We start from the raw sequence: 18,615 nt of genomic DNA on the forward strand, positions 1-18,615 counted from the left end.
TCTCACCCTTTAAATAAGTCGGATTCGGCCCGTTAGCGAATCACCTCAATATTGCTGTTTTCCAAATCCGCCAGCGCCATTCCATTGAGATCGGCATAGCGATAGTGGCGTATCGTGTGATCGCGCTTCAAATATTTACCTTCCACATCCAAATAAGGACTATCAGCGAGCTCGTGCTCACTAAAAACGTACTTCGTAACACTCAACTGCATCTTTTTCCCCGTATAAGCATTGATTGTTGCTTGAAGGGCTTTGCACCATGCCAGGCTGGCCGTCAATTGATCAGGCACATCGGGAGGGATCGTCGCTGATTTGAATTCCATGCAATAGGGAAACAGTTTTGACTTCCGCAGATTAAAAATCACAAAATCGCATCTCTTTGACCACGGTTTTGCGGTGTCATCCAAAAAATGGAAAAGTCTGTCCTTTTTCCCGTCCAGCTTGATGACGATTACGTTCCCCTCGGTCGATAGGGTTACCTTGAACTCCTTTGGTCGCTCCCCCTGTGCTTTATGAATTTTCTCCTTCAGAACAACAGCTCCCGCAGTTGGCTGCTGGACTCCATAGTCATCATGATGGAGATATGATTTCAGACAGTTGAAGTAACCTTGCGCATTCAATGCCATTTTGGATAGTCTCCATTCATGAGGCTAATCCTTCGGCGGACTGTGGTATCTGAAAATCACGCACATCGATTTTTCCAGTGACTGCATTTGTAATTAGCGATGAGCGATATTCCAAGAGCTTTGCAATTACGCTTTCCACCTTTTTTACCTGCTCATCAACTTTGGCAGTTTTCGCATCTAGGAATCGAACAATCGTCCTCTGTTCGTCTAACCCTGGGATTGGTATCCAGATTTTCTTCAAATCATCCTGACTTAAATTGGGTTGTCCGCCGCCATTAGAAAGAGAAATAAGTATTGGGCGACGCATCCAAAGCCAGTAGTAAACAAAGCGATTGTCGAAAACCATTGGATCAGAAAAGACGCAGCATGCTTGATTGAAGGTGGCCTCTACGCCAAGTATGCCTAGTCGCCCAATCGTTGCGCCGTACATCGCAATCGCCAAACTGCCCGCCGGATAAATTTTCAGAGCAGAGTGAGAAGCAACGGCCTCGACAGTAACTTTTTGCATCGTATCAAAAATCACAGACTCTCTAAGCTCCGAGGTTGTCACCCAAGGGATGGTTCCGTCATAAAAAATGGGGTTATCACTTTTTGGTGTTGTACCGCTGCCGATTTTTCCAAAACCATGTGTCACTTTCCAAACATCCCAGTTCTCTGGAATCTTCCCCAACCACGCTACTCCCGAATCCTTCATCGACACGGATGGATCTAGCCCCTTGACGACGGCATGGCTGATTAACGCTGTGCGCATTTCGGCCAACTTATCGAGCAGAGTCTGTTGTTTAGTGATCAGTGCATCGATTTGTGCGGTCTTGAAATCGAGGAAGCACGCGATGACCTTTTGTTCTTCTACATCTGGCAACAGGACCGGAAGGTTTCCAATGGAATCCCAACTTGCTCGCGGCATCTTGCTGCCATAGGTTGAAGAATCCACAATATTGATGAAGTCACGAGACAGCATGTAGTACTTCAGAAACTCGGCATCAAGCTCATCCTTGCTTCTTATAACCAATGCTTCGCTCGAAATCAGTCCATCCTGCTGAGCCAAGTAAACTTTGGCGAGATATGGGCGCAACTTCCCGAAGAGGACATCCCCCACTACGAACGACGATGCCAGGCCTTCGCTATTGCTAATTTCACCCTCGATCTTTCTTCCAGTCCATGATTCGATATGTTCCAGGCCAAGATAAGGCAATGGCGAATCTTCGACGCTTACTTTGTTGTTGATGAGATCAGTTGAGAATTTCAGCCTCTTGATTCGCCAATGGCTAGGCTTTTTCTGCAACCATGAGACCCCCGAGCTGTCCAACTCCTTGTATTGCGCGTACCCCATCACACCACCTCACTCAGCATGGCCATGATGTCTTTTTCGAGTTGGCTGATTTCGCCTGCGATATCTTCCAATGGGCGGGGCGGCTGATAAACGTAAAAGTGTCGGGTTATCGGAATTTCGTAGCCCACCTTGGTTTTGCTGTGGTCAATCCAAGCATCGGGCACGTGCGGTAGGACTTCAGCCTTGAGGTAGTCCTCACAGTGGTCTTTCACCAGCGCCAACAGCTTGTCGTGGCCGGTCTCGTTGTCGTAGCCCAGTGGCAGCGGCAATTCAATATCAACCGGCAGGGCCACGATTTCGGTATCGCGCAAATCGGCATCGGGTTCCGGGTTGCCCTTTGCATCCAGACAGATGTCTGCCTTGGGGTCGCGCTCAGACAGCGCTGCCAAAATCGCTTTCTTCACTGGCGCAGGAAGCTTGTTGGGTAACTTTTTCAGAGCTGCATCAAGCACAGCCTCGAATGCAGGGCGATTGCGGTACAGCCGTTTTTCATCATCTGTACTTTTACTGTCCATGCCCTGCAGGGCAGCCTTGATGGCTGCCTGTGTTTCTTGGCCTGCCGCGACTTCCGCGCGATAGGCTGCATCATCTTTACGCTTCTTGCTGCTTGCCAAATTGACAAAGGCACTCTGCTCATCGAGCTTGGCAATGCGCTCTGCGCTGGCTTGGAAGTTCAGCCGCAGCGGGCGCTCAACGGTAATCTTCAAGAAACCAAATTCGCGGTTCTCGAAGAGCTTGCTGCAAACCCGGCGTTCGGGCTTCCCGTCCACCAGCACTTCACTTTCCGCGTCGTGGTCGTGCTCAGCGTACAGGCGCACCAGTTCCCTGATGTGGTCGTCCGAGAGCTCGTTGCGCTTGTTGCCCAGGCTCTTGTCCATCTTCTTGAGGTGGCGGGTGCCGTCGATCAACTGCACCTGGCCTTGATGATGAGCGGGCTTCTTATTGGTGACGATCCAGACGTAGGTGTAGATGCCGGTGTTGTAGAACATTTGGTCTGGCAGTGCAACGACTGCGTCGAGCATGTCGCGCTCGATGATCCAACGGCGGATGTTGGACTCGCCCGATCCAGCATCGCCGGTAAACAGCGGTGAGCCATTGAACACGATGGCGATCTTGGAGCCGTCACCACCAACTTTTTTTCCGTCGACCAGCTTGGGCGGCTGGTGCATCTTCGAGATCATGTGCTGCAAGAAGAGTAGCGAGCCATCGTTGATGCGCGGCAGGCCAGCGCCGAAGCGGCCGGAAAAGCCCTGGTCTTCGTATTCTTCGCGCACGAAGTCTTCTTCCGGCTTCCACTCCACTCCAAAGGGCGGGTTGGCCAGCATATAGTGGAATTTCTTGTCCGGATGGCCGTCGTGCGGCACAAAGCCGTTGGTCTTGTTCTTGGCGTCCTTGATGCCCAGAGTGTCGCCGTAGATCAGGTTGTTGATCGGCTCATCCTTGATCAGAAGGTCAGAGCAGCAGATGGCGTAGGACTCTGGATTGTATTCCTGACCGAATAGCTCGATGTTGGCCTGGGGGTTCTTAGCCATCGCGGCTTTTTCAGATTCAGACAGCATGCCGCCCGTGCCCGCAGTTGGGTCGTAGACACTTCGGTAGATGCCCGGCTCGAAGATGCCGTCTTCTCCCGTGAAGACCAGCTCAACCATCAGGCGAATGACTTCACGTGGGGTGAAGTGATCCCCAGCCTCTTCGTTGGCTTGCTCGTTGAACTTTCGCACCAGCTCTTCGAACAGGTAGCCCATCTGCAAATTGGTGATGGCCTTTGGCGACAAGTTGATGTCTGCCGAGCAGAACTCCTTGATGATCAAGTACAGGCGGTTCGCTTCATCCAACTTGGCGATCTCAGTTTCAAATTCGAACTTGTCGAAGATGTCGCGGGCGCGTGGCGAGAAGCCCTGGATGTAGGCGATCAAGTTGCCCGCGATGTTAGGTGCATCACCTAGAAGCTTCTCAAATGTGAAACCGCTGGTGTTGAACAGCTCCTGCTTGCGGCCTTCGGCAGCAATGCGGGACAGCGCCTTTTCCAGCGCAGGGCCAGTGATTCCTTTGTCTTCCAAATGCTTTTTTTCGTCTAGTACCTTCTGCTTGTTCTCTGCCAGCACCAGATCGAAGCGGCGCAAAACAATCAGCGGCAGCATGACGCGGCGGTACTGCGGCGGACGGTATGGGCCGCGAAGCTTGTTGGCGATGTTCCAGATGAAGCCGACTAGGTTTTGGTGTTGTGCGTTTTGCATTGGCGATTCCTGAATGCTGTTGAGTTTGTTGACTGCTATTTCTTGAGTGCGCTGGCCGGTGGTCTATATCCCGGCGCGAGCTTTGCGTTCTCGACGCCATACAAGGACAGCGGATCGCTGAGCCAGAGGCGGTACTGTTCTTCTTTAAGACTGTGATCGGGCGACGCATCGACGCTCCAGCGCAACAGCATGTAGCCTGCGACGGCGGCGCGAACGCGCATGCGTATCGAGCCGTCGGTCATCCCGTAGTCCATCTTGATGATCTCGGGACGGGCGAGACGTGGATGCGGCACCAAGTCCAACTCCACGATCCGCGTCCACTGGATGTCGTTGTCTGGCTGTTCCTTGGCCTGTGGTTCCTCGTCGAGCAGCGTTGGCGCTTCGATGCGGGTGACAACAAAGTCGCGGAACTCACCGCTCTTGCGATCAAAGGCCCGGACATGCCAGCGCAGGCCGGTATCCACTAGCGCGAAGGGGATGATCACCCGCTCGGACTCGCCATTGCTCATTGAGTGATAACGAATCGCCACCGGGCGCTTGGCGTGGATGGCGCGGCAGATCGGGGCCAGTACGTCCATTCGAGGGCTGCTCAACACAGCCGGCGACTCGCAGGGGAGCATGGGCTGCGGCTCGCCATTCACGCCATCACCAAACCCTAGCGAAAGCGCTGACAACACGCGCTGCAATGCATGATCGAACAAGGGCGAGAATTCTTTGCCGATCCGGTAGATCTTGCTGCTGCTGTCAAAGGTAATATTTTGAGGTGCGATTTCCCTATACATAGCCAAATCGCGTGTTGCTCCTGCAGGTGCAACTCCAAAACGACTACATAGATCTGGGCGACCAACTTCACCAAAAAAGTAAAGCCTGAAGTCGATGTAGGCCATCCGCTCACGCAGAGGTTGACTCAAACTTTTAAGGCGCTGGATGCCCATATCTAGTCAATTGATAAATAATGATCTAATCATATCATTAAAATGATGAGGTAAAGAGATGCAAATTATTATCTTGCATTTTGAAATTAATAAACGTAAAATTACTTTAAATACACAAAGGCAACCATGAACATCCCCCCGCTAACACTCACCCTCGGCCAAGTTGCTTGGATTCTTGCGCTCGGACAAGAGCCCAAGCGCCATATGCTCGACAAACTAAACTACCTGCGCCAGCTGGGTATTCCATTTGAACAGGGCCAGCGACAGCTGGGTAGTGGCAACAGGGTAAGCTATTCATATGCAGAGATGGTGGAGATGGGGGTTGGACTATGGGGGCTTATGCATGGCGTCAAGCCCAGCGTTATCACCAAATTTTTGATTGGCCAGCGCACAAGCTTGCGCGATCTCTATGTTCAAGCCCTCCTTGAACTGCATCCAACAGCATTGGATGCGCCCTGGGTACGTAGCCGTGGCAAATCAGGGGCAGTCAGGGAAAATGACATCCTCTTACGCCTACATGATATGTATGACAAGCCTCTTGGTAAATTTGAAGTTGTTTTTCAGAAGGACTTGCAAAACAGCTCGTTTGATCAATTCGTTAACACCGTTGAAATAACAGGCTTGGGTTCACCCAAGCTCTTGATGCCTTTGACCACGATGGCTATTCAGTGGCTCGCGTGGGCTTTGCAAGCTCCACCAATCCGCCCTGGACGTAGAGCATGCAAATGAAACTAACCAAAAAAATGCAAAGGAGACTTTCCTATGCTAAATCAAACGTAATTTTACGTTTGAATGATATGTCAACCATGCAGCAAGCATTATTTAAAAGGAACACAAAATGAATGACGTAACCAGTACGCAAACCAATGACTCGACAAGACAGACACTTGGCACGCAATTTCCCAAATCCTTGCATATCGAGTATCTCCCCATCACAGCAATATCACCCAATCCGCGTAATCCACGCAACCATTCCAAGCGTCAGGTACAGCAGCTCGCAAAATCTATCGAGACATTCGGCTTCAATGTGCCGCTGCTCGTTGATCAATCAGAAATGCTGATTGCTGGACATGGTCGGTTGCAAGCCTGTCAACTGTTGGGATGGCGTGAGGTGCCTGTGATTCGACTTGAGCACTTGACCACAGAGCAGGCACAAGCATATTTGATTGCAGATAACCGCTTGACTGAAATCTCCAGTTGGAATGATGAACTGCTCGCACAAGAACTCAAGCTACTAAGTGATTTGGATCTGTCCTTTTCGCTGGACGTGATTGGCTTTGATATGGGCGAAATCGATGTACGTATCCAGAGCCTGGATGTGGTTGATGAGAACGACGCAGATCCTGCGGATGAAATTCACATGGTGTCAGGCACTCCAGTTAGCCAGCTTGGGGATTTGTGGTTGTTAGATAAGCACCGCGTCCTGTGCGCAGACAGCCTATTGGCAAACACTTACGAAATCTTAATGAATAATCAACGGGCAACCGTGGTGTTTGAAGATGCTCCGTTTAACGTCAAAGTGAATGGTCATGTTGGGGGTAAAGGAAGCATCAAGCACCGCGAGTTCGAGATGGCCAGCGGCGAGATGACTTCAACTGAGTTTCAACAATTTCTGCGAACGGTTTTGGGATACGCAGCCCAATTCAGTAAAGACGGATCAATCCATTTTCAGTGTATGGACTGGCGGCATATTGACGAGATGATGGCTGCTGGGCGCGCAGTCTATACCGAACTCAAAAACCTCTGCGTGTGGTCTAAGCATGCTGGTGGCATGGGCTCGCTTTATCGATCTCAACATGAATTGGTTTTTGTATTCAAAAACGGCACTGCGCCACACATCAATAACGTTGAGCTTGGACGTCATGGACGCTACCGCACCAACGTCTGGTCATATCCAGGAATCGGAGCCATGCGCCATGATAGTGATGAGGGTGATCTTCTAAAACTGCACCCTACCGTCAAACCGATTCGCATGGTCGCTGATGCCATATTGGATGTTTCCAATCGTGGTGACATTGTGCTCGATGGTTTTTTAGGCAGTGGAACCACACTGATGGCTGCACAGCGCACAGGAAGAATTTGTTACGCCATTGAACTCGATCCGCTTTATGTGGATACCGCGATTCGTCGCTGGCAGAAGGACGCAGGTATTGATGCCATTCACGCCCAAACAGGTCAAACCTTCACGCAGCGACAGCAACGCATCGAACAGGTGGCAACTCAACAACAGGAGGGACAATCATGACCACAGATCATCAACGCACAGAAAAAATACCCAGCCAAAATCCGAAGGATAAGCTCTGCGATGAAGTCGAGTATGACGTCGGCTATGGCAAACCCCCTCAGCACACCCGATTTAAAAAAGGTCAATCAGGCAACCCTGCAGGTCGTCGCAAAGGTCGAGCCAATTTAGGAACGCTGCTCAACAGCGTGCTGCATGCAACTGTGCAGATCAACGAACGCGGTAAACGCGTCACCAAATCCAAACTCGAAATCGCGTTGACCCAAGTAGCTAATAAGGCGGCAACTGGAGATCTCAAAGCTATTGCCATGATCACCCGCCTGGCACAATTCTCCGAGGACATAACGCGTTCTGAATTGGAGCTCCGCCTTAATGCGGATCAACAAATAACCAAAGAGATGGCGCGTGCGCTGGGGGCACGTATGGTGCTAGACCTTGCACAGAACTGCGCATTTCAACAATCCGATATTACCCATCAAAATCAAACGGGAGAGAGGTCATGATGTTGTCCGAAGATAATCTCAAAACACTCATGAGAGGCTACCTCTCCATATTTCTTGAGCGCGTTTTTCGGCAACTCGATCCAGGCGCGCAATATTTACCCAACTGGCACATCGATCTAATTGCCTACAAACTTGAACTCGTGCTATCAGGACGCATCAAGCGTCTGATCATCAATGTGCCACCGCGATCCATGAAATCAATGCTGGTATCGGTTGCTTTGGTGGCTTGGGCACTAGGACATGATCCTAGAAAACGATTTATCTGCGCCAGCTATGGTCAAGATTTGGCCGACAAGCTAGCACAGGATTTTCGTGCGGTCATGCAAAGTCAGTGGTACCGCGATTTGTTCCCCACGCGCCTTAAAGGAAGTAGGCCAGCAGTTGCAGATTTGATCACGTTTGAAGAAGGCGGAAGATTTTCAACCTCCGTGGGTGGGGTTATGACCGGACGCGGGGCAGACATCATGATTTTTGACGATGTCATGAAACCGGAGGAAGCGCTCTCTGATTTGCGTCGCAAGAGTGTCAACGAATGGGTGGGGCACACAGCGCTCAGTCGATTGAACGACAAACGCGAAGGTGCTGTCATCGTGGTTATGCAACGTTTGCACGAAGATGATCTTGCCGGTTATTTGATGGCCCAAGGCGGTTGGGAGGTTCTCTCTTTGCCTGCCATAGCCGAAGAAGCCGAGGTGTTCGAATATGAAACTCTCTATGGCTCTCAGCGGCATACACGCGAGCCCGGGGATGTGCTGCATCCCGAACGCGAACCCATGGGCACCCTTCAAACTATCAAAACGCAAATCGGGGAATATAACTTTGCCGGGCAATACCAGCAAAGGCCCGCGCCATTAGGTGGTGCGATGGTGCGCAATGACTGGTTGCGTTATTACGATGAGAATGAATTACCCAAATGCTTTGATCTGGTTTTACAAAGCTGGGATACAGCCAATAAGGAATCAGAGCTTTCTGATTTTTCAGTCTGCACAACGTGGGGAATTGTCGAAGGCAGACTTTACCTTATCGATGTTCTACGTGAAAAAATGGAGTACCCCAGACTCAAGCAAGCGGTACTTAAACAATTGCAACGCTTTGAGCCCCATAAAGTACTTATTGAGGATCAAGCGTCGGGAACGCAGTTAATTCAAGAACTCCGCGCACAAGGACAACACAAAATCATAGGCATCAAGACCAATGGAAGCAAAATCATGCGCCTGAATGCCCAAACCTCGATATTTGAAGCCGGCCAAGTCTGGTTGCCGACACAAGCGCCATGGCTAGATGCATATCGACATGAATTACTAACTTTTCCAGGATCCAAGCATGATGACCAGGTAGATTCCACAACCAATGCATTGCAATATCTTGCAATGCACGGCATAGAGCCAGGCTTACTTACCTATATGCGTGAAGAAGCGATGCGCCACGGCTGGCGCCCCCGACAATAATCACCGATAAACTTTGGACCTCAAAGCGGAATCTGGCACATAACCTGGATCGAGCAATTGGTGCAGCGGCAACCCTAAGACCGCCGCCAAGCGAGCCATGTTGTCTACTGAAATATTGCGCTCACCCAATTCCACGCCGCTCACGTAACTACGACTCATTCCAGAGCGCAAAGCCATTTCTTCTTGGGAAATCTCAAGCCAACGACGACTGCGACGCAGATTGCGCGCAAACATCAAGCGCTCAGCACTGGGTACAGCTTGCCCATCCCCAGGACTGCGCTTGGGCCGCCCTGACCCGCCGCGCTGACCTTTTTTACGCTGTGTAGACACCTTTTCCTCAACACTTCGAGCAACCGGGCGCACAGGAGGGATTTTTACAGTCTTTTGAGCTCTGTTACCTGGTTTTAAAGCCGCCTTAGGGGTGCTAGGTACTTGCAAATGGGCTGTTTGCGCCCTTTTGGCGCTTGGTGTCTTTTTCATTTGCCAAGGTTCATGCCCACAGGCAAAACTCTCAACACTTTATAAATGACGTATGGCACACTATAAGTATCATTTAAATCATTTAATGAACCTAAACGCACTTATTAAGCAAAAATTGGACACCCCAACTACCATCATGACCAAACCCATCAATCTTGGGCGGCTTGAAACGCTAACGATGAATCAACTCATGCCAGGTGAAGCGACCACCTTCACCCCCTGGCTATCCCAAAACATCGACTTGCTCTCTGCTCGGCTGGATATGAATTTGCTAGTGGAAGGCACTGAGGTCGATGCAGGAGACTTTTCGGCCGACATATTGGCGCGCGATGTTTCCACCAATAAATTGGTTGTGATTGAAAATCAATATGGCAGTACCGATCACCGCCATCTAGGGCAGATTCTGACCTATGCCTCCATGCTTGACGCTCAGACCGTCATCTGGATTGCTGAAACCATTCGGATTGAGCATCAAGCCACAGTCAACTTTTTAAATCAGCACCTGCGCTCAGGCTTGGCGCTCTATGCATTAGAAATGAGTGCTATATGCATTGACGACTCACGTCCAGCCTTAAGTTTTAATGTGGTCTGCGCTCCAAATGAGCGCTTTGTTAAACCTGCGGGTGATGAGATCAGCCAAACGCAGATGCGCTATCAAGCGTTTTTTCAAAGGCTGATCGATGTGCTGCGTACGCAGCATCAATTTACCAATGCCAGAGTTGGCCAACCCCAAGGCTGGTACAGCTTTAGCTCTAGCAACTCCAAACTCTATCGCTACAGCGTGAGTTTTGCCGCCAAATCGCGCATTCGTGTCGAGGTGTATATTGACTCGCCAGAACGTGATCTCAATAAGGCACTGCTTGCAGCGCTGCGTGAGAGGGCATCTCACATTGAGGCGGCCTTCGGAGCGCTTGGATCCTGCCTACAGTGGGAGGAACTAGAAACCAAGCGCGCTAGTCGGGTAGCCCTCTATCGCGAGGGTAGCATCGATATGCCTAGCGAGCAGTTGCAAGAAATAGAGCAATGGGCAGTAGCGCAGCTGCTTAGCTTTAAGCGAGTATTCCCCACCTTTATTAAAGAGGTGATGAGCGAGCTAGTGAAAGAGCATATCGCTTGGGAGGCCTACCTATGACACGGCCGTCCGCTAAACACCTTCGTCGGCGTGCCGCATTGGCAATAAAATATATCCTATTGAACTCTGTTACCTTGGGATTGGTGGGATGGACAAGCGTAGGTGGCGTAATCACGGCAGTTGCCACAGTAGCTGCAGCCACAACAACCCTAGTAGTCGGATCACTGACCATCACCCCGGCACACGCAGCGCAGGCGATTGAGGTCACCGAATCGGAAGATCAATATGCCAAGGTCACCACCCTAGCAACCGAGAAATTTACCATACCCGACCTTGGATCCTTTGTCGATCCGATGTTTGCTAAAGCCTGGTTATCGGTAATATTGGATCCCGGATTTGCACCCTCAGCGGCGCTTCAGGTCTATTTTTACAGATCCCATGGTTGGCGCTTTTATGATCGCGCCATCGATCGAGATGGCAAGGCGTTGGCAGTTGATGTGCTCGCTCGTAATGTTCAGTACGGGGGCGCAGTCGTTGAGCAATTTATGGCTAAACTGTCAGTGCCCTACCTCCAAAGTCATCGTGATGCAGGGCTTGATATTCGCTTTGATGGCAAGGGCGGCAGTCTGGTAGTGCAACTACCAGCATCCTATGTACAGGCGATGCTCGATCGCTTGGGGGATCGAGTAATTTCCTCTCCTGCAACACCCGCCCTGGCAATACCCCCTCTTGGCACTCATAATGGATCGGCTAACAACCCATCGGCCGCATCTAAACCCATCCCACCAACATCGGCCCCGCAAAAATTACGCTTAGGCATCCGATATTTAGATGAGGCCATGGCTGCAAAGATGCCCGAGGCGGCGCGCGCCAAACTTCCTAGTAACGGCTTGCTGCTCATCTACATAGAGCCAGCAAGCCCAGCGGCAATAGCAGGGCTTGCCGTTGGCGATGTACTCACGCAATTTGCTGGCACATCGATTTATGTGCCAGCCGACATGGGATCGGCTCTAGAGAAAGTGCCACGTGGCGGCAAAGTGGATGCGGTGATAAACAGAGGCGGGAAAACAATCACAGTAGTGGTGCAGCTGTAATAAAACACATCCAATTCATCAATGAAAATCAATTGATCATTTCTATGCGACAAATTCTGTCGAATGACCATCTTATGATGTTTCATAGCATTGGGGAATGGAATATATGGGGCAAACACAACTCACAAGACAAATGTTGCAAAACCGTATGGCGGCAGATAGCCTTTGCCAGCAATTATTGCTTGCCAATAATGCGCTAGGAATCCTATCCTTATGCGAAGACTCAATTTACTCCCCACCCCCTTGGAATTATCTGCATCAACAATCCATTTCCCACCATCAAACCATCAGCAACCTGAAGAATCAATGTTTTCAAATACGTCAAGAGCAAACCAAACAACTGCCAAACTTGTCTGACGACTTAGTTAAGGATCTACAGGCGTTAAATCAATCTCTATTGGATGCCGATCAGAAAATTACCAAATGGCTTATTACCCAGGGCGTTGCCGATAATTTAGAAGATGCCATTCAGTATGGTTTGAGTCTTTATGCGCGCTTTGATATTCATCCTCAATTTGATCCTGAGCTTTCGCAAAACCATCACTTGCATCTAGGCTGGCAATTTCCCTATGTTTTTTGCCCGAGTAATGCTTTAAATGATGTCGATGCATTAGGATCGGATTGCTACCAGCTTGGCAGGTGGGGCGAACTGGTTTCGCAAGATCGCCCAGAGTTGGCAATGGTTACCAATTCCTTGCTAAAGGAATTTATCTGCTTTGTTCCTGAATTAGGGTTTGTAGCAAGGTATGCAACACAACTTCATCTTTTTTATGCACAAGAATGTCTTTCAATTGATCTGGCGATACCATCTGCTAAGGCGTTCAAGTAAAGCCGCCCAATTACACTAAGCCATGGATCAAAACTTTCCACGCCTCTTAGATACCTTGCGGCTCATTCCCGTAGGGCATAAAGTTACCACCACTCAAATTCATCAGCATCTTGAAAGTTTGGGTTATCAAACGACCCGTCGCACCATTGAGCGTGATCTAGAGGCTTTGGCCACTCATTACGGCATTGTTTGTGATAAACGCTCCAAGCCCTATGGCTGGTCATGGGGAGCTAGAGCTGATATACCTGTGATTCATGATCTAGGTTTAACGCAAGCCTTATCCCTAAAGCTATTAGAGCGGGAGTGTGCCGATCTTATTCCGGCTTCTGCCCAAGAGGTACTCAAGCCGTGGTTTGGGGCAGCTAAAAAACGACTTAAGAGTGCTGGCCACACACAGACAGCAAAGTATGAAGAAAAGATTCTCATAGCGCCAAGCGGCTCACCTCTGCTTGCCGCCAAGATTCCTAAGGGGGTTATGGATGGGGTTCAAGAAGCGCTATTTTTAGGAAAACAAATCCAGGCGCACTATCGCAGCAAACATCAAGAGCAATCCAAGGCGATCCATATTCATCCCTTAGGTTTGATACGCACCGAACTAATTACCTATCTCGTGGCGATCTTTGATGGCTTTACTGATCCTAGATTGCTTGCGCTGCACCGCCTAAGTCAAATTCAGATTTTGGAGGCCAAAAGCGTCACCCCTAAGGGATTTGATCTGCAAGAGTACGTTAAATCTGGTGCTTTGCAGTTTGGGCAAGGAAAACTCATCAAGCTTCAATTTAGGATGGGTGATGCAGCCGCAGCGCATTTATTTGAAACCCCACTCTCAGAAGATCAAGTCATTACTCCTGATGGTAAGGCTCACTTTGTGGTGAGTGCTACAGTGCAAGATTCACCACGGCTGCAATGGTGGCTCAGAGGGTTTGGTAAGCAAGTCAAGGTGTTACTGCCAAAAAATTATTTGACTAAGGCTTAACTCTAAAATCAATTAGCCCCTTAGAAAGGATGACGCACCACATGAGTCAACCCAATTTATTCAGATTTGCAACAAGCGAACTCTCTCAAGACGCCTTTCTATGCTGGCTATTGTCATGGGCATCACCTCAATATCAAAATCAGGATCTAACTCTGCATCAATGCGCTCAAGAATTACTCAAGGCATTTTTTAAGCAACACCCTGACAAACAATTTCCTCATCAAATAGAATCAATTGAGGTATATAAACAAGATGACAATATTGATGTATGGTGCACAATCAATGACAAGTACGCCATTTTGATTGAGGATAAAACCAATACCTCTGAACATGACAATCAATTGACTAGATATCTGAGTAAATTAGAAGAGCGCGGAATCGATGCCAATTGCATCTTCCCAATTTATTTAAAAACTTATGAGCAAAGCGATTACAAACCTGTTCAGAAAGCAGGTTATTCCGTGTTCACTAGGAAGCATTTATTAAGCGTTTTTTCAAACCATCAAGACAGAATAGAAAATGCCATATTCAAGGATTTTTATAGTCATTTGATCCACATTCAAAATGATGTCGATAGTTTCCGCAACACCCCTCTTGATAAATGGACCTTTAATGCCTGGAAGGGGTTTTATCAATACCTTCAAGATGAGCTAGGGGTGATGACAGGCTGGAGTTATGTGCCCAATCAAAATGATGGATTTATGGGGGCTTGGTTCTGTTTCGAGGGTCTGGGTGATGGCAATTCCAAACCCTATCTTCAGCTCGAGCAAAGCAAGCTTTGTTACAAAATTGAAGTTGATTCGCCAGATAGCGCAATACAAGCCTCACTATGCAACTATTGGCATAGCTTGTTTTTAGATCGGGCAAAAAGCGGCAACTTAAACCTTATCAAACCAGCTCGTTTTGGTAGGGGCAGAACAATGACCTTTTGCGTAGATCAACAAGACTATCGTCAAACAATGCCCGATGGACTCATTGACCTAAAGACCACCGCTAATTACCTTCGAAAACACATAGAATTTTTATGTTCTGCTGGCAAGCTATCCGATGCCACAGGGCAAGCTGAGTAATTTCATGGGTCATTTAAGATCGATTCTCGGACTCTGGGCGATCCTTGTGGCGACCATCCCAATGCCCTGTCAGGCCAGTGAATCCATCCAAACCATTTCTGTCACGCCAGATGCAACGCTATCTTTTATAGTCAATGCCAGTACCAACAAACCCAAACATGTATTAATTCTCATGGTTGGCGGTGCTGGCAACATCAATCTAGTAAAGACTGAAAATGGTTATCGCTATGCTAATGGCAATTTCCTAATGAGGGCAAGGCCACTACTTGCCGATCAAGAGTTTGTCACGATTTCCCCCGATGTGCCCAGTGATTTAACGGGCACAGGTTATAGCGATGAGTTTCGTAATTCAGACCGCCATTTGGGCGATATTCAAAAACTCATTGGGTATATTCATGAGCAATATCCAAGCGCAAACATCTATTTAGTAGCCACCAGTCAAGGAACGGTTTCATCGGGGGTGTTGGCCTTAAAGCTAGGTAATCAGATAGCAGGGGTGATCCATACCGCAACGTTTAGCGCCATGAGTATTCGAGCCGGTGCGCCGCTGTGGAATCTACCTTATGATCAAGTTAAATCAAGGCAGGTATTTATTCACCATGCCGACGATGGATGCAAGTGGACTCAATTTGGCCCATTAGAAACCATTGCCAAGAAAAATAAGATTGAGCTGATTGCCATTTCAGGCGGCGATGCCGGCAGCGGTGACCCCTGCCAAGCATTTACCCATCATGGGTTCTTGGGGGTGGAGTCTCAGGTAACGGGAAAGATGAAAGATTGGATTAATAGCACCCCCAAATGATCAATGGCAGCTTTGTGAAGGGATCAGCTTCATTGCCTATCAACGAGAATGCTCCGCCCGCCTATTCCACCCCCATTTACGTAATGTCGCTACTATCTGACAGGTATTGCGCACAATATTTATTCTTGCCAATACCCCACATTTGACTTGATTCATTACTCGTTCAGAGCGTTACTGGTGTTGTTACCCCAATGGTGGGGCAATAACACCAGGAGAGTTCATGAGCACCACACAATCAGCCAAATCGATTAAATCTATTAAATCTATTAAAGCCAAAATAGTACAAGTCAAATCCAAAAGCACATCTAAGCTTAAAAAAGAGGTGCCTGCTGCAACCCTAAACACATCAAAACCCCTCAAGAGAGCCGCAACACCTAGGCAACTTCCCCGGCCATCAACATCAAAAACGCCGCCTTCCTCAACACCCCCAACATCAACCACATCAACCATACCCTCTACAAAAATCCCCTCACCTGCCGTGGTCGGCAAGGATTCATCAAAACGCAAACCCACTACCAAGCACGAACTCATAGTTACTCTACTGGAAAATCAAGGTGCATCCATTGCCGATCTGGTGAAGGCTACTGGCTGGCAAGCCCATTCTGTCCGAGGTTTTATCAGCGGCACCATCAAGAAAAAACTACAGCTTGCCTTAACTAGCCAAAAGCAAAATGGTATTCACACTTATCGCATTGCCAAGCAAAAATGAGTGCGGACATTAAGGAGCAATTATTAGAGCTAGAAACATTAAGTAGGTCTGCGTTGGCTGTGCGTTGGCAAGCATGCTTTGGCGTGAGTGCACCCCACCTTTGTCGCTCTGCACTATTGCGCCAAGTCATTGCCTGGCAGATGCAGTCTACAGTAAATGGTGGCCTCACTGCGCTGGAGCGGCGTCAAATCCAATCAGGATCACCTAAACCGAGCATGCAAGCGAGCACAGGTTCTCGCCTGGTTCGGGTATGGCAAGGCAAAACCCATCAGGTGACTGTTTTGGAGTGTGGCTACCTCTATGAAGGCAAGACCTGGAAAAGTCTGTCTGCGATTGCGCGCCATGTTACCGGCACCCCTTGGTCAGGACCGGTCTTCTTTGGTCTGAAGAAAGCCAATGCCAAACCCATGGGTGTGATAAACACCAAAGACAGCATGGAGAATCAAAATCCATGAGTAAGCCCACTTTGCGCTGCGCCATCTATACCCGAAAATCCTCTGAAGAAGGTTTAGAGCAAGGCTTTAATTCCTTAGATGCGCAAAGAGAGGCGTGCGAAGCTTTTGTACTGTCTCAACAACATGAAGGTTGGAAGCTCATTCCCGCGCACTACGATGATGGCGGATATTCTGGTGGCAATCTGGAGCGCCCCGCCTTAAAGCAGCTGCTTTTGGATATTGATCAACAGAGGATCAATGTCGTTGTAGTTTACAAGGTAGATCGCTTAACCCGGTCTTTGGCAGACTTTGCCAAGATTGTGGAGCAATTTGATGCTAAGGGGATTTCCTTCGTGTCGGTGACCCAGCAGTTCAATACCACCAGCTCCATGGGTAGACTCACTTTAAATGTCCTACTGTCTTTTGCTCAGTTTGAAAGGGAGGTCACTGGTGAGCGCATTCGGGACAAGATTGCCGCCTCCAAAGCCAAAGGCATGTGGATGGGCGGTACACCGCCAATGGGTTATGTGGCCAAAGAGCGCGCATTAGAAATTGAGCCCCTCGGGGCTCAATTAGTACATCGTATTTATGAGCGCTATCTTGCGCTAGGCAGCGTACGCCTACTGACAGAGGAGCTAGCAAGCCAATCGGTAAAAACACCCGTGCGGATTTCTTTATCAGGGCAAACGCATGGCGGAAAACCCTTTTCACGAGGCCATGTCTATCGAGTTTTGACCAATCCAGTCTATATCGGCCAAATTGCCCATCGCCATCAAGTCTATGAGGGTAGGCACCCACCGATTATTAATCAAGACCTTTGGACTCAAATACAAAAGCGCATCATTGAAAATCGACAAGGGCTTCGAGCGCGGCAAACCGCTCCATCCGATAGTCTTCTCAGTGGCATTGTCTTTGATGATGAGGGTCATCGCTTGATTGCCTCTCACAGTCAAAAGCGCTCAAAGCGCTATCGCTACTATCTATCCAAACCCTTACTCACTCAAAGCCGAGCTGATGCACCCAAAGGTCTGCGCATCCCCGCTAGTGATTTAGAGATGGTGGTCATCAATGCTCTGATCCAATGGCTAAGTGACACCAATGCCTTATTAGATGCCCTAACAATCGGCGCAGAGCATATACAAAACGTTCAGGAGTTGGCTTTGCAAATCGCAAGCCAATTGCAAGAACCTCATACTGAGCGCTATAGCCTAGTACATCAGCTGGTGAACGAAGTAATTGTGAGCGCTTCTTCCATTCAATTGGAAATCAATCCCGCCCTCTTGCATGGGGATGATTGTGCGCCTAATCCTAATGCCCTCCCTCAATCGGATTCTTGCTCTGGCTCACAATCTTACCCACCATCCCGCCAACTCATCCACATCACCATCCCGATGCAAGTTACCCGCTGCGGGTTTGCAATGCGTCTGGTGATTGATGGCAAACGCACTGCCAGTCAAGTGCCCGATCAACGATTAATTGCTTCTCTTGGCAAGGCGCATGATTGGTTAGGGCAGCTAACTTCAGGGAAAACCACCTCTCTTGGAGCCATTGCAAAAGCGGAAGGTGTCACCACAACCCATGTGACTAACATCATCCATCGCGCTTTTTTAGCACCCGATATTGTGCGGATGATATTGAATGGCACACAACCAGCAAGCCTGACCTCTGACTCTCTCAAAAAAGCCTTGCCACTTCCTCTCGATTGGGAGAATCAGCGCAAATTATTGGGCATTAAATCGACCTAAGCCAACCGTTTTAGTAGCGCACTGAGAGAGGCGCCATAATGCCCTGCCAAAGTGCAAATAAGACAACTGTAGAGAAACTA

At 49.0% G+C, this 18,615-nt stretch carries 19 protein-coding genes; 13 read left to right on the forward strand and 6 right to left on the reverse strand.

From position 1 onward, the window contains the following. Positions 1 to 32: 32 nt before the first annotated feature. Genes ICN48_RS10170 through ICN48_RS10185 form a run of 4 tightly spaced genes read right to left on the reverse strand, consistent with a single transcriptional unit; the run spans position 33 to position 5,131 of the window. Positions 33 to 626: a hypothetical protein gene (locus ICN48_RS10170; RefSeq protein WP_216153575.1), complete on the reverse strand. Its 594-nt coding sequence runs from the start codon at positions 624 to 626 to the stop codon at positions 33 to 35. A 16-nt stretch (positions 627 to 642) separates the two neighbouring features. Next, positions 643 to 1,959 (reverse strand): restriction endonuclease subunit S, encoded by a 1,317-nt coding sequence (locus ICN48_RS10175; RefSeq protein WP_216153576.1) that lies wholly within the window; start codon positions 1,957 to 1,959, stop codon positions 643 to 645. Next, complete coding sequence (locus tag ICN48_RS10180; protein WP_216153577.1) at positions 1,959 to 4,196, reverse strand: class I SAM-dependent DNA methyltransferase; 2,238 nt, start codon at positions 4,194 to 4,196, stop codon at positions 1,959 to 1,961. Before ICN48_RS10180 ends, ICN48_RS10175 begins: the two co-directional genes overlap by 1 nt. Before the next feature lie 35 nt (positions 4,197 to 4,231). Then, the gene (locus tag ICN48_RS10185) at positions 4,232 to 5,131 is read right to left on the reverse strand and encodes a YafY family protein (RefSeq protein WP_216153578.1); all 900 of its coding nucleotides are present in this window, start codon (positions 5,129 to 5,131) and stop codon (positions 4,232 to 4,234) included. A gap of 126 nt (positions 5,132 to 5,257) precedes the next feature. Between ICN48_RS10185 and ICN48_RS10190 the strand changes: the two genes are divergently transcribed. The 4 genes from ICN48_RS10190 to terL all read left to right on the forward strand — a co-directional run bounded on the left by ICN48_RS10190 (position 5,258) and on the right by terL (position 9,324). Further along, positions 5,258 to 5,860 carry a hypothetical protein gene (locus ICN48_RS10190; RefSeq protein WP_216153579.1) on the forward strand — a complete coding sequence of 201 codons (603 nt, stop codon included), beginning with the start codon at positions 5,258 to 5,260 and terminating at the stop codon, positions 5,858 to 5,860. A 109-nt stretch (positions 5,861 to 5,969) separates the two neighbouring features. Then, positions 5,970 to 7,376 (forward strand): DNA methyltransferase, encoded by a 1,407-nt coding sequence (locus ICN48_RS10195; protein ID WP_216153580.1) that lies wholly within the window; start codon positions 5,970 to 5,972, stop codon positions 7,374 to 7,376. Continuing rightward, positions 7,373 to 7,876, forward strand: a complete 504-nt coding sequence (locus tag ICN48_RS10200; protein ID WP_216153581.1) for a DUF5681 domain-containing protein — start codon at positions 7,373 to 7,375, stop codon at positions 7,874 to 7,876. Before ICN48_RS10195 ends, ICN48_RS10200 begins: the two co-directional genes overlap by 4 nt. Then, entirely contained in the window at positions 7,873 to 9,324 is a 1,452-nt protein-coding gene (gene terL, locus ICN48_RS10205) for a phage terminase large subunit (RefSeq protein ID WP_216153582.1), read from the forward strand. Before ICN48_RS10200 ends, terL begins: the two co-directional genes overlap by 4 nt. On the opposite strand, the gene ICN48_RS13900 is transcribed toward terL, so the two are convergent. Then, the gene (locus ICN48_RS13900; protein WP_255539536.1) at positions 9,325 to 9,804 is read right to left on the reverse strand and encodes a helix-turn-helix domain-containing protein; all 480 of its coding nucleotides are present in this window, start codon (positions 9,802 to 9,804) and stop codon (positions 9,325 to 9,327) included. 85 nt (positions 9,805 to 9,889) lie between these two features. Here ICN48_RS13900 and ICN48_RS10215 point away from each other — a divergent pair, with 85 nt between their 5' ends. The 6 genes from ICN48_RS10215 (at position 9,890) to ICN48_RS10240 (ending at position 15,647) form a co-directional block, all read left to right on the forward strand. Further along, complete coding sequence (locus tag ICN48_RS10215) at positions 9,890 to 10,936, forward strand: DUF4268 domain-containing protein (RefSeq protein WP_255539537.1); 1,047 nt, start codon at positions 9,890 to 9,892, stop codon at positions 10,934 to 10,936. Continuing rightward, positions 10,933 to 11,970 (forward strand): PDZ domain-containing protein, encoded by a 1,038-nt coding sequence (locus tag ICN48_RS10220; RefSeq protein WP_216153583.1) that lies wholly within the window; start codon positions 10,933 to 10,935, stop codon positions 11,968 to 11,970. Before ICN48_RS10215 ends, ICN48_RS10220 begins: the two co-directional genes overlap by 4 nt. 97 nt (positions 11,971 to 12,067) lie before the next feature. Then, complete coding sequence (locus ICN48_RS10225) at positions 12,068 to 12,799, forward strand: hypothetical protein (protein ID WP_216153584.1); 732 nt, start codon at positions 12,068 to 12,070, stop codon at positions 12,797 to 12,799. A gap of 22 nt (positions 12,800 to 12,821) precedes the next feature. Then, complete coding sequence (locus ICN48_RS10230) at positions 12,822 to 13,775, forward strand: YafY family protein (RefSeq protein ID WP_216153585.1); 954 nt, start codon at positions 12,822 to 12,824, stop codon at positions 13,773 to 13,775. A gap of 41 nt (positions 13,776 to 13,816) precedes the next feature. Further along, positions 13,817 to 14,845 (forward strand): PD-(D/E)XK nuclease family protein, encoded by a 1,029-nt coding sequence (locus ICN48_RS10235; RefSeq protein ID WP_216153586.1) that lies wholly within the window; start codon positions 13,817 to 13,819, stop codon positions 14,843 to 14,845. A 46-nt stretch (positions 14,846 to 14,891) separates the two neighbouring features. After that, entirely contained in the window at positions 14,892 to 15,647 is a 756-nt protein-coding gene (locus ICN48_RS10240) for a lysophospholipase (protein ID WP_216153587.1), read from the forward strand. Positions 15,648 to 15,830: 183 nt separating this feature from the next. Here ICN48_RS10240 and ICN48_RS13905 read toward each other — a convergent pair whose 3' ends face one another. Then, positions 15,831 to 16,178 carry a hypothetical protein gene (locus ICN48_RS13905; RefSeq protein ID WP_255539538.1) on the reverse strand — a complete coding sequence of 116 codons (348 nt, stop codon included), beginning with the start codon at positions 16,176 to 16,178 and terminating at the stop codon, positions 15,831 to 15,833. Between ICN48_RS13905 and ICN48_RS14100 the strand changes: the two genes are divergently transcribed. Genes ICN48_RS14100 through ICN48_RS10255 form a run of 3 tightly spaced genes read left to right on the forward strand, consistent with a single transcriptional unit; the run spans position 16,126 to position 18,535 of the window. Further along, positions 16,126 to 16,356 carry a DUF3489 domain-containing protein gene (locus tag ICN48_RS14100; RefSeq protein WP_370624207.1) on the forward strand — a complete coding sequence of 77 codons (231 nt, stop codon included), beginning with the start codon at positions 16,126 to 16,128 and terminating at the stop codon, positions 16,354 to 16,356. The two genes, ICN48_RS13905 and ICN48_RS14100, sit on opposite strands and share 53 nt — an antisense overlap. After that, entirely contained in the window at positions 16,353 to 16,811 is a 459-nt protein-coding gene (locus ICN48_RS10250) for a DUF2924 domain-containing protein (protein WP_216153589.1), read from the forward strand. Before ICN48_RS14100 ends, ICN48_RS10250 begins: the two co-directional genes overlap by 4 nt. Beyond that, positions 16,808 to 18,535, forward strand: coding sequence for a recombinase family protein (locus ICN48_RS10255; protein WP_216153590.1), 1,728 nt, complete (start codon positions 16,808 to 16,810; stop codon positions 18,533 to 18,535). Before ICN48_RS10250 ends, ICN48_RS10255 begins: the two co-directional genes overlap by 4 nt. Positions 18,536 to 18,615 lie beyond the last annotated feature (80 nt).

This window comes from Polynucleobacter sp. JS-Safj-400b-B2, from assembly GCF_018881975.1.
Taxonomy (GTDB): domain Bacteria; phylum Pseudomonadota; class Gammaproteobacteria; order Burkholderiales; family Burkholderiaceae; genus Polynucleobacter.

What these genes read in the sequence shown, in the direction of transcription:
- ICN48_RS10250 (WP_216153589.1), top strand. Translation starts at nt 16,353, where the DNA reads ATGAGTGCGGACATTAAGGAGCAATTATTAGAGCTAGAAACATTAAGT.
- ICN48_RS13900 (WP_255539536.1), bottom strand. Translation starts at nt 9,804, where the DNA reads ATGAAAAAGACACCAAGCGCCAAAAGGGCGCAAACAGCCCATTTGCAA.
- ICN48_RS10225 (WP_216153584.1), top strand. Translation starts at nt 12,068, where the DNA reads ATGGAATATATGGGGCAAACACAACTCACAAGACAAATGTTGCAAAAC.
- ICN48_RS10215 (WP_255539537.1), top strand. Translation starts at nt 9,890, where the DNA reads ATGAACCTAAACGCACTTATTAAGCAAAAATTGGACACCCCAACTACC.
- ICN48_RS10170 (WP_216153575.1), bottom strand. Translation starts at nt 626, where the DNA reads ATGGCATTGAATGCGCAAGGTTACTTCAACTGTCTGAAATCATATCTC.
- ICN48_RS10185 (WP_216153578.1), bottom strand. Translation starts at nt 5,131, where the DNA reads ATGGGCATCCAGCGCCTTAAAAGTTTGAGTCAACCTCTGCGTGAGCGG.
- ICN48_RS10230 (WP_216153585.1), top strand. Translation starts at nt 12,822, where the DNA reads ATGGATCAAAACTTTCCACGCCTCTTAGATACCTTGCGGCTCATTCCC.
- ICN48_RS10235 (WP_216153586.1), top strand. Translation starts at nt 13,817, where the DNA reads ATGAGTCAACCCAATTTATTCAGATTTGCAACAAGCGAACTCTCTCAA.
- ICN48_RS10200 (WP_216153581.1), top strand. Translation starts at nt 7,373, where the DNA reads ATGACCACAGATCATCAACGCACAGAAAAAATACCCAGCCAAAATCCG.
- ICN48_RS10190 (WP_216153579.1), top strand. Translation starts at nt 5,258, where the DNA reads ATGAACATCCCCCCGCTAACACTCACCCTCGGCCAAGTTGCTTGGATT.
- ICN48_RS10180 (WP_216153577.1), bottom strand. Translation starts at nt 4,196, where the DNA reads ATGCAAAACGCACAACACCAAAACCTAGTCGGCTTCATCTGGAACATC.
- ICN48_RS10255 (WP_216153590.1), top strand. Translation starts at nt 16,808, where the DNA reads ATGAGTAAGCCCACTTTGCGCTGCGCCATCTATACCCGAAAATCCTCT.
- terL (WP_216153582.1), top strand. Translation starts at nt 7,873, where the DNA reads ATGATGTTGTCCGAAGATAATCTCAAAACACTCATGAGAGGCTACCTC.
- ICN48_RS10220 (WP_216153583.1), top strand. Translation starts at nt 10,933, where the DNA reads ATGACACGGCCGTCCGCTAAACACCTTCGTCGGCGTGCCGCATTGGCA.
- ICN48_RS10175 (WP_216153576.1), bottom strand. Translation starts at nt 1,959, where the DNA reads ATGGGGTACGCGCAATACAAGGAGTTGGACAGCTCGGGGGTCTCATGG.
- ICN48_RS10195 (WP_216153580.1), top strand. Translation starts at nt 5,970, where the DNA reads ATGAATGACGTAACCAGTACGCAAACCAATGACTCGACAAGACAGACA.
- ICN48_RS13905 (WP_255539538.1), bottom strand. Translation starts at nt 16,178, where the DNA reads ATGAGTTCGTGCTTGGTAGTGGGTTTGCGTTTTGATGAATCCTTGCCG.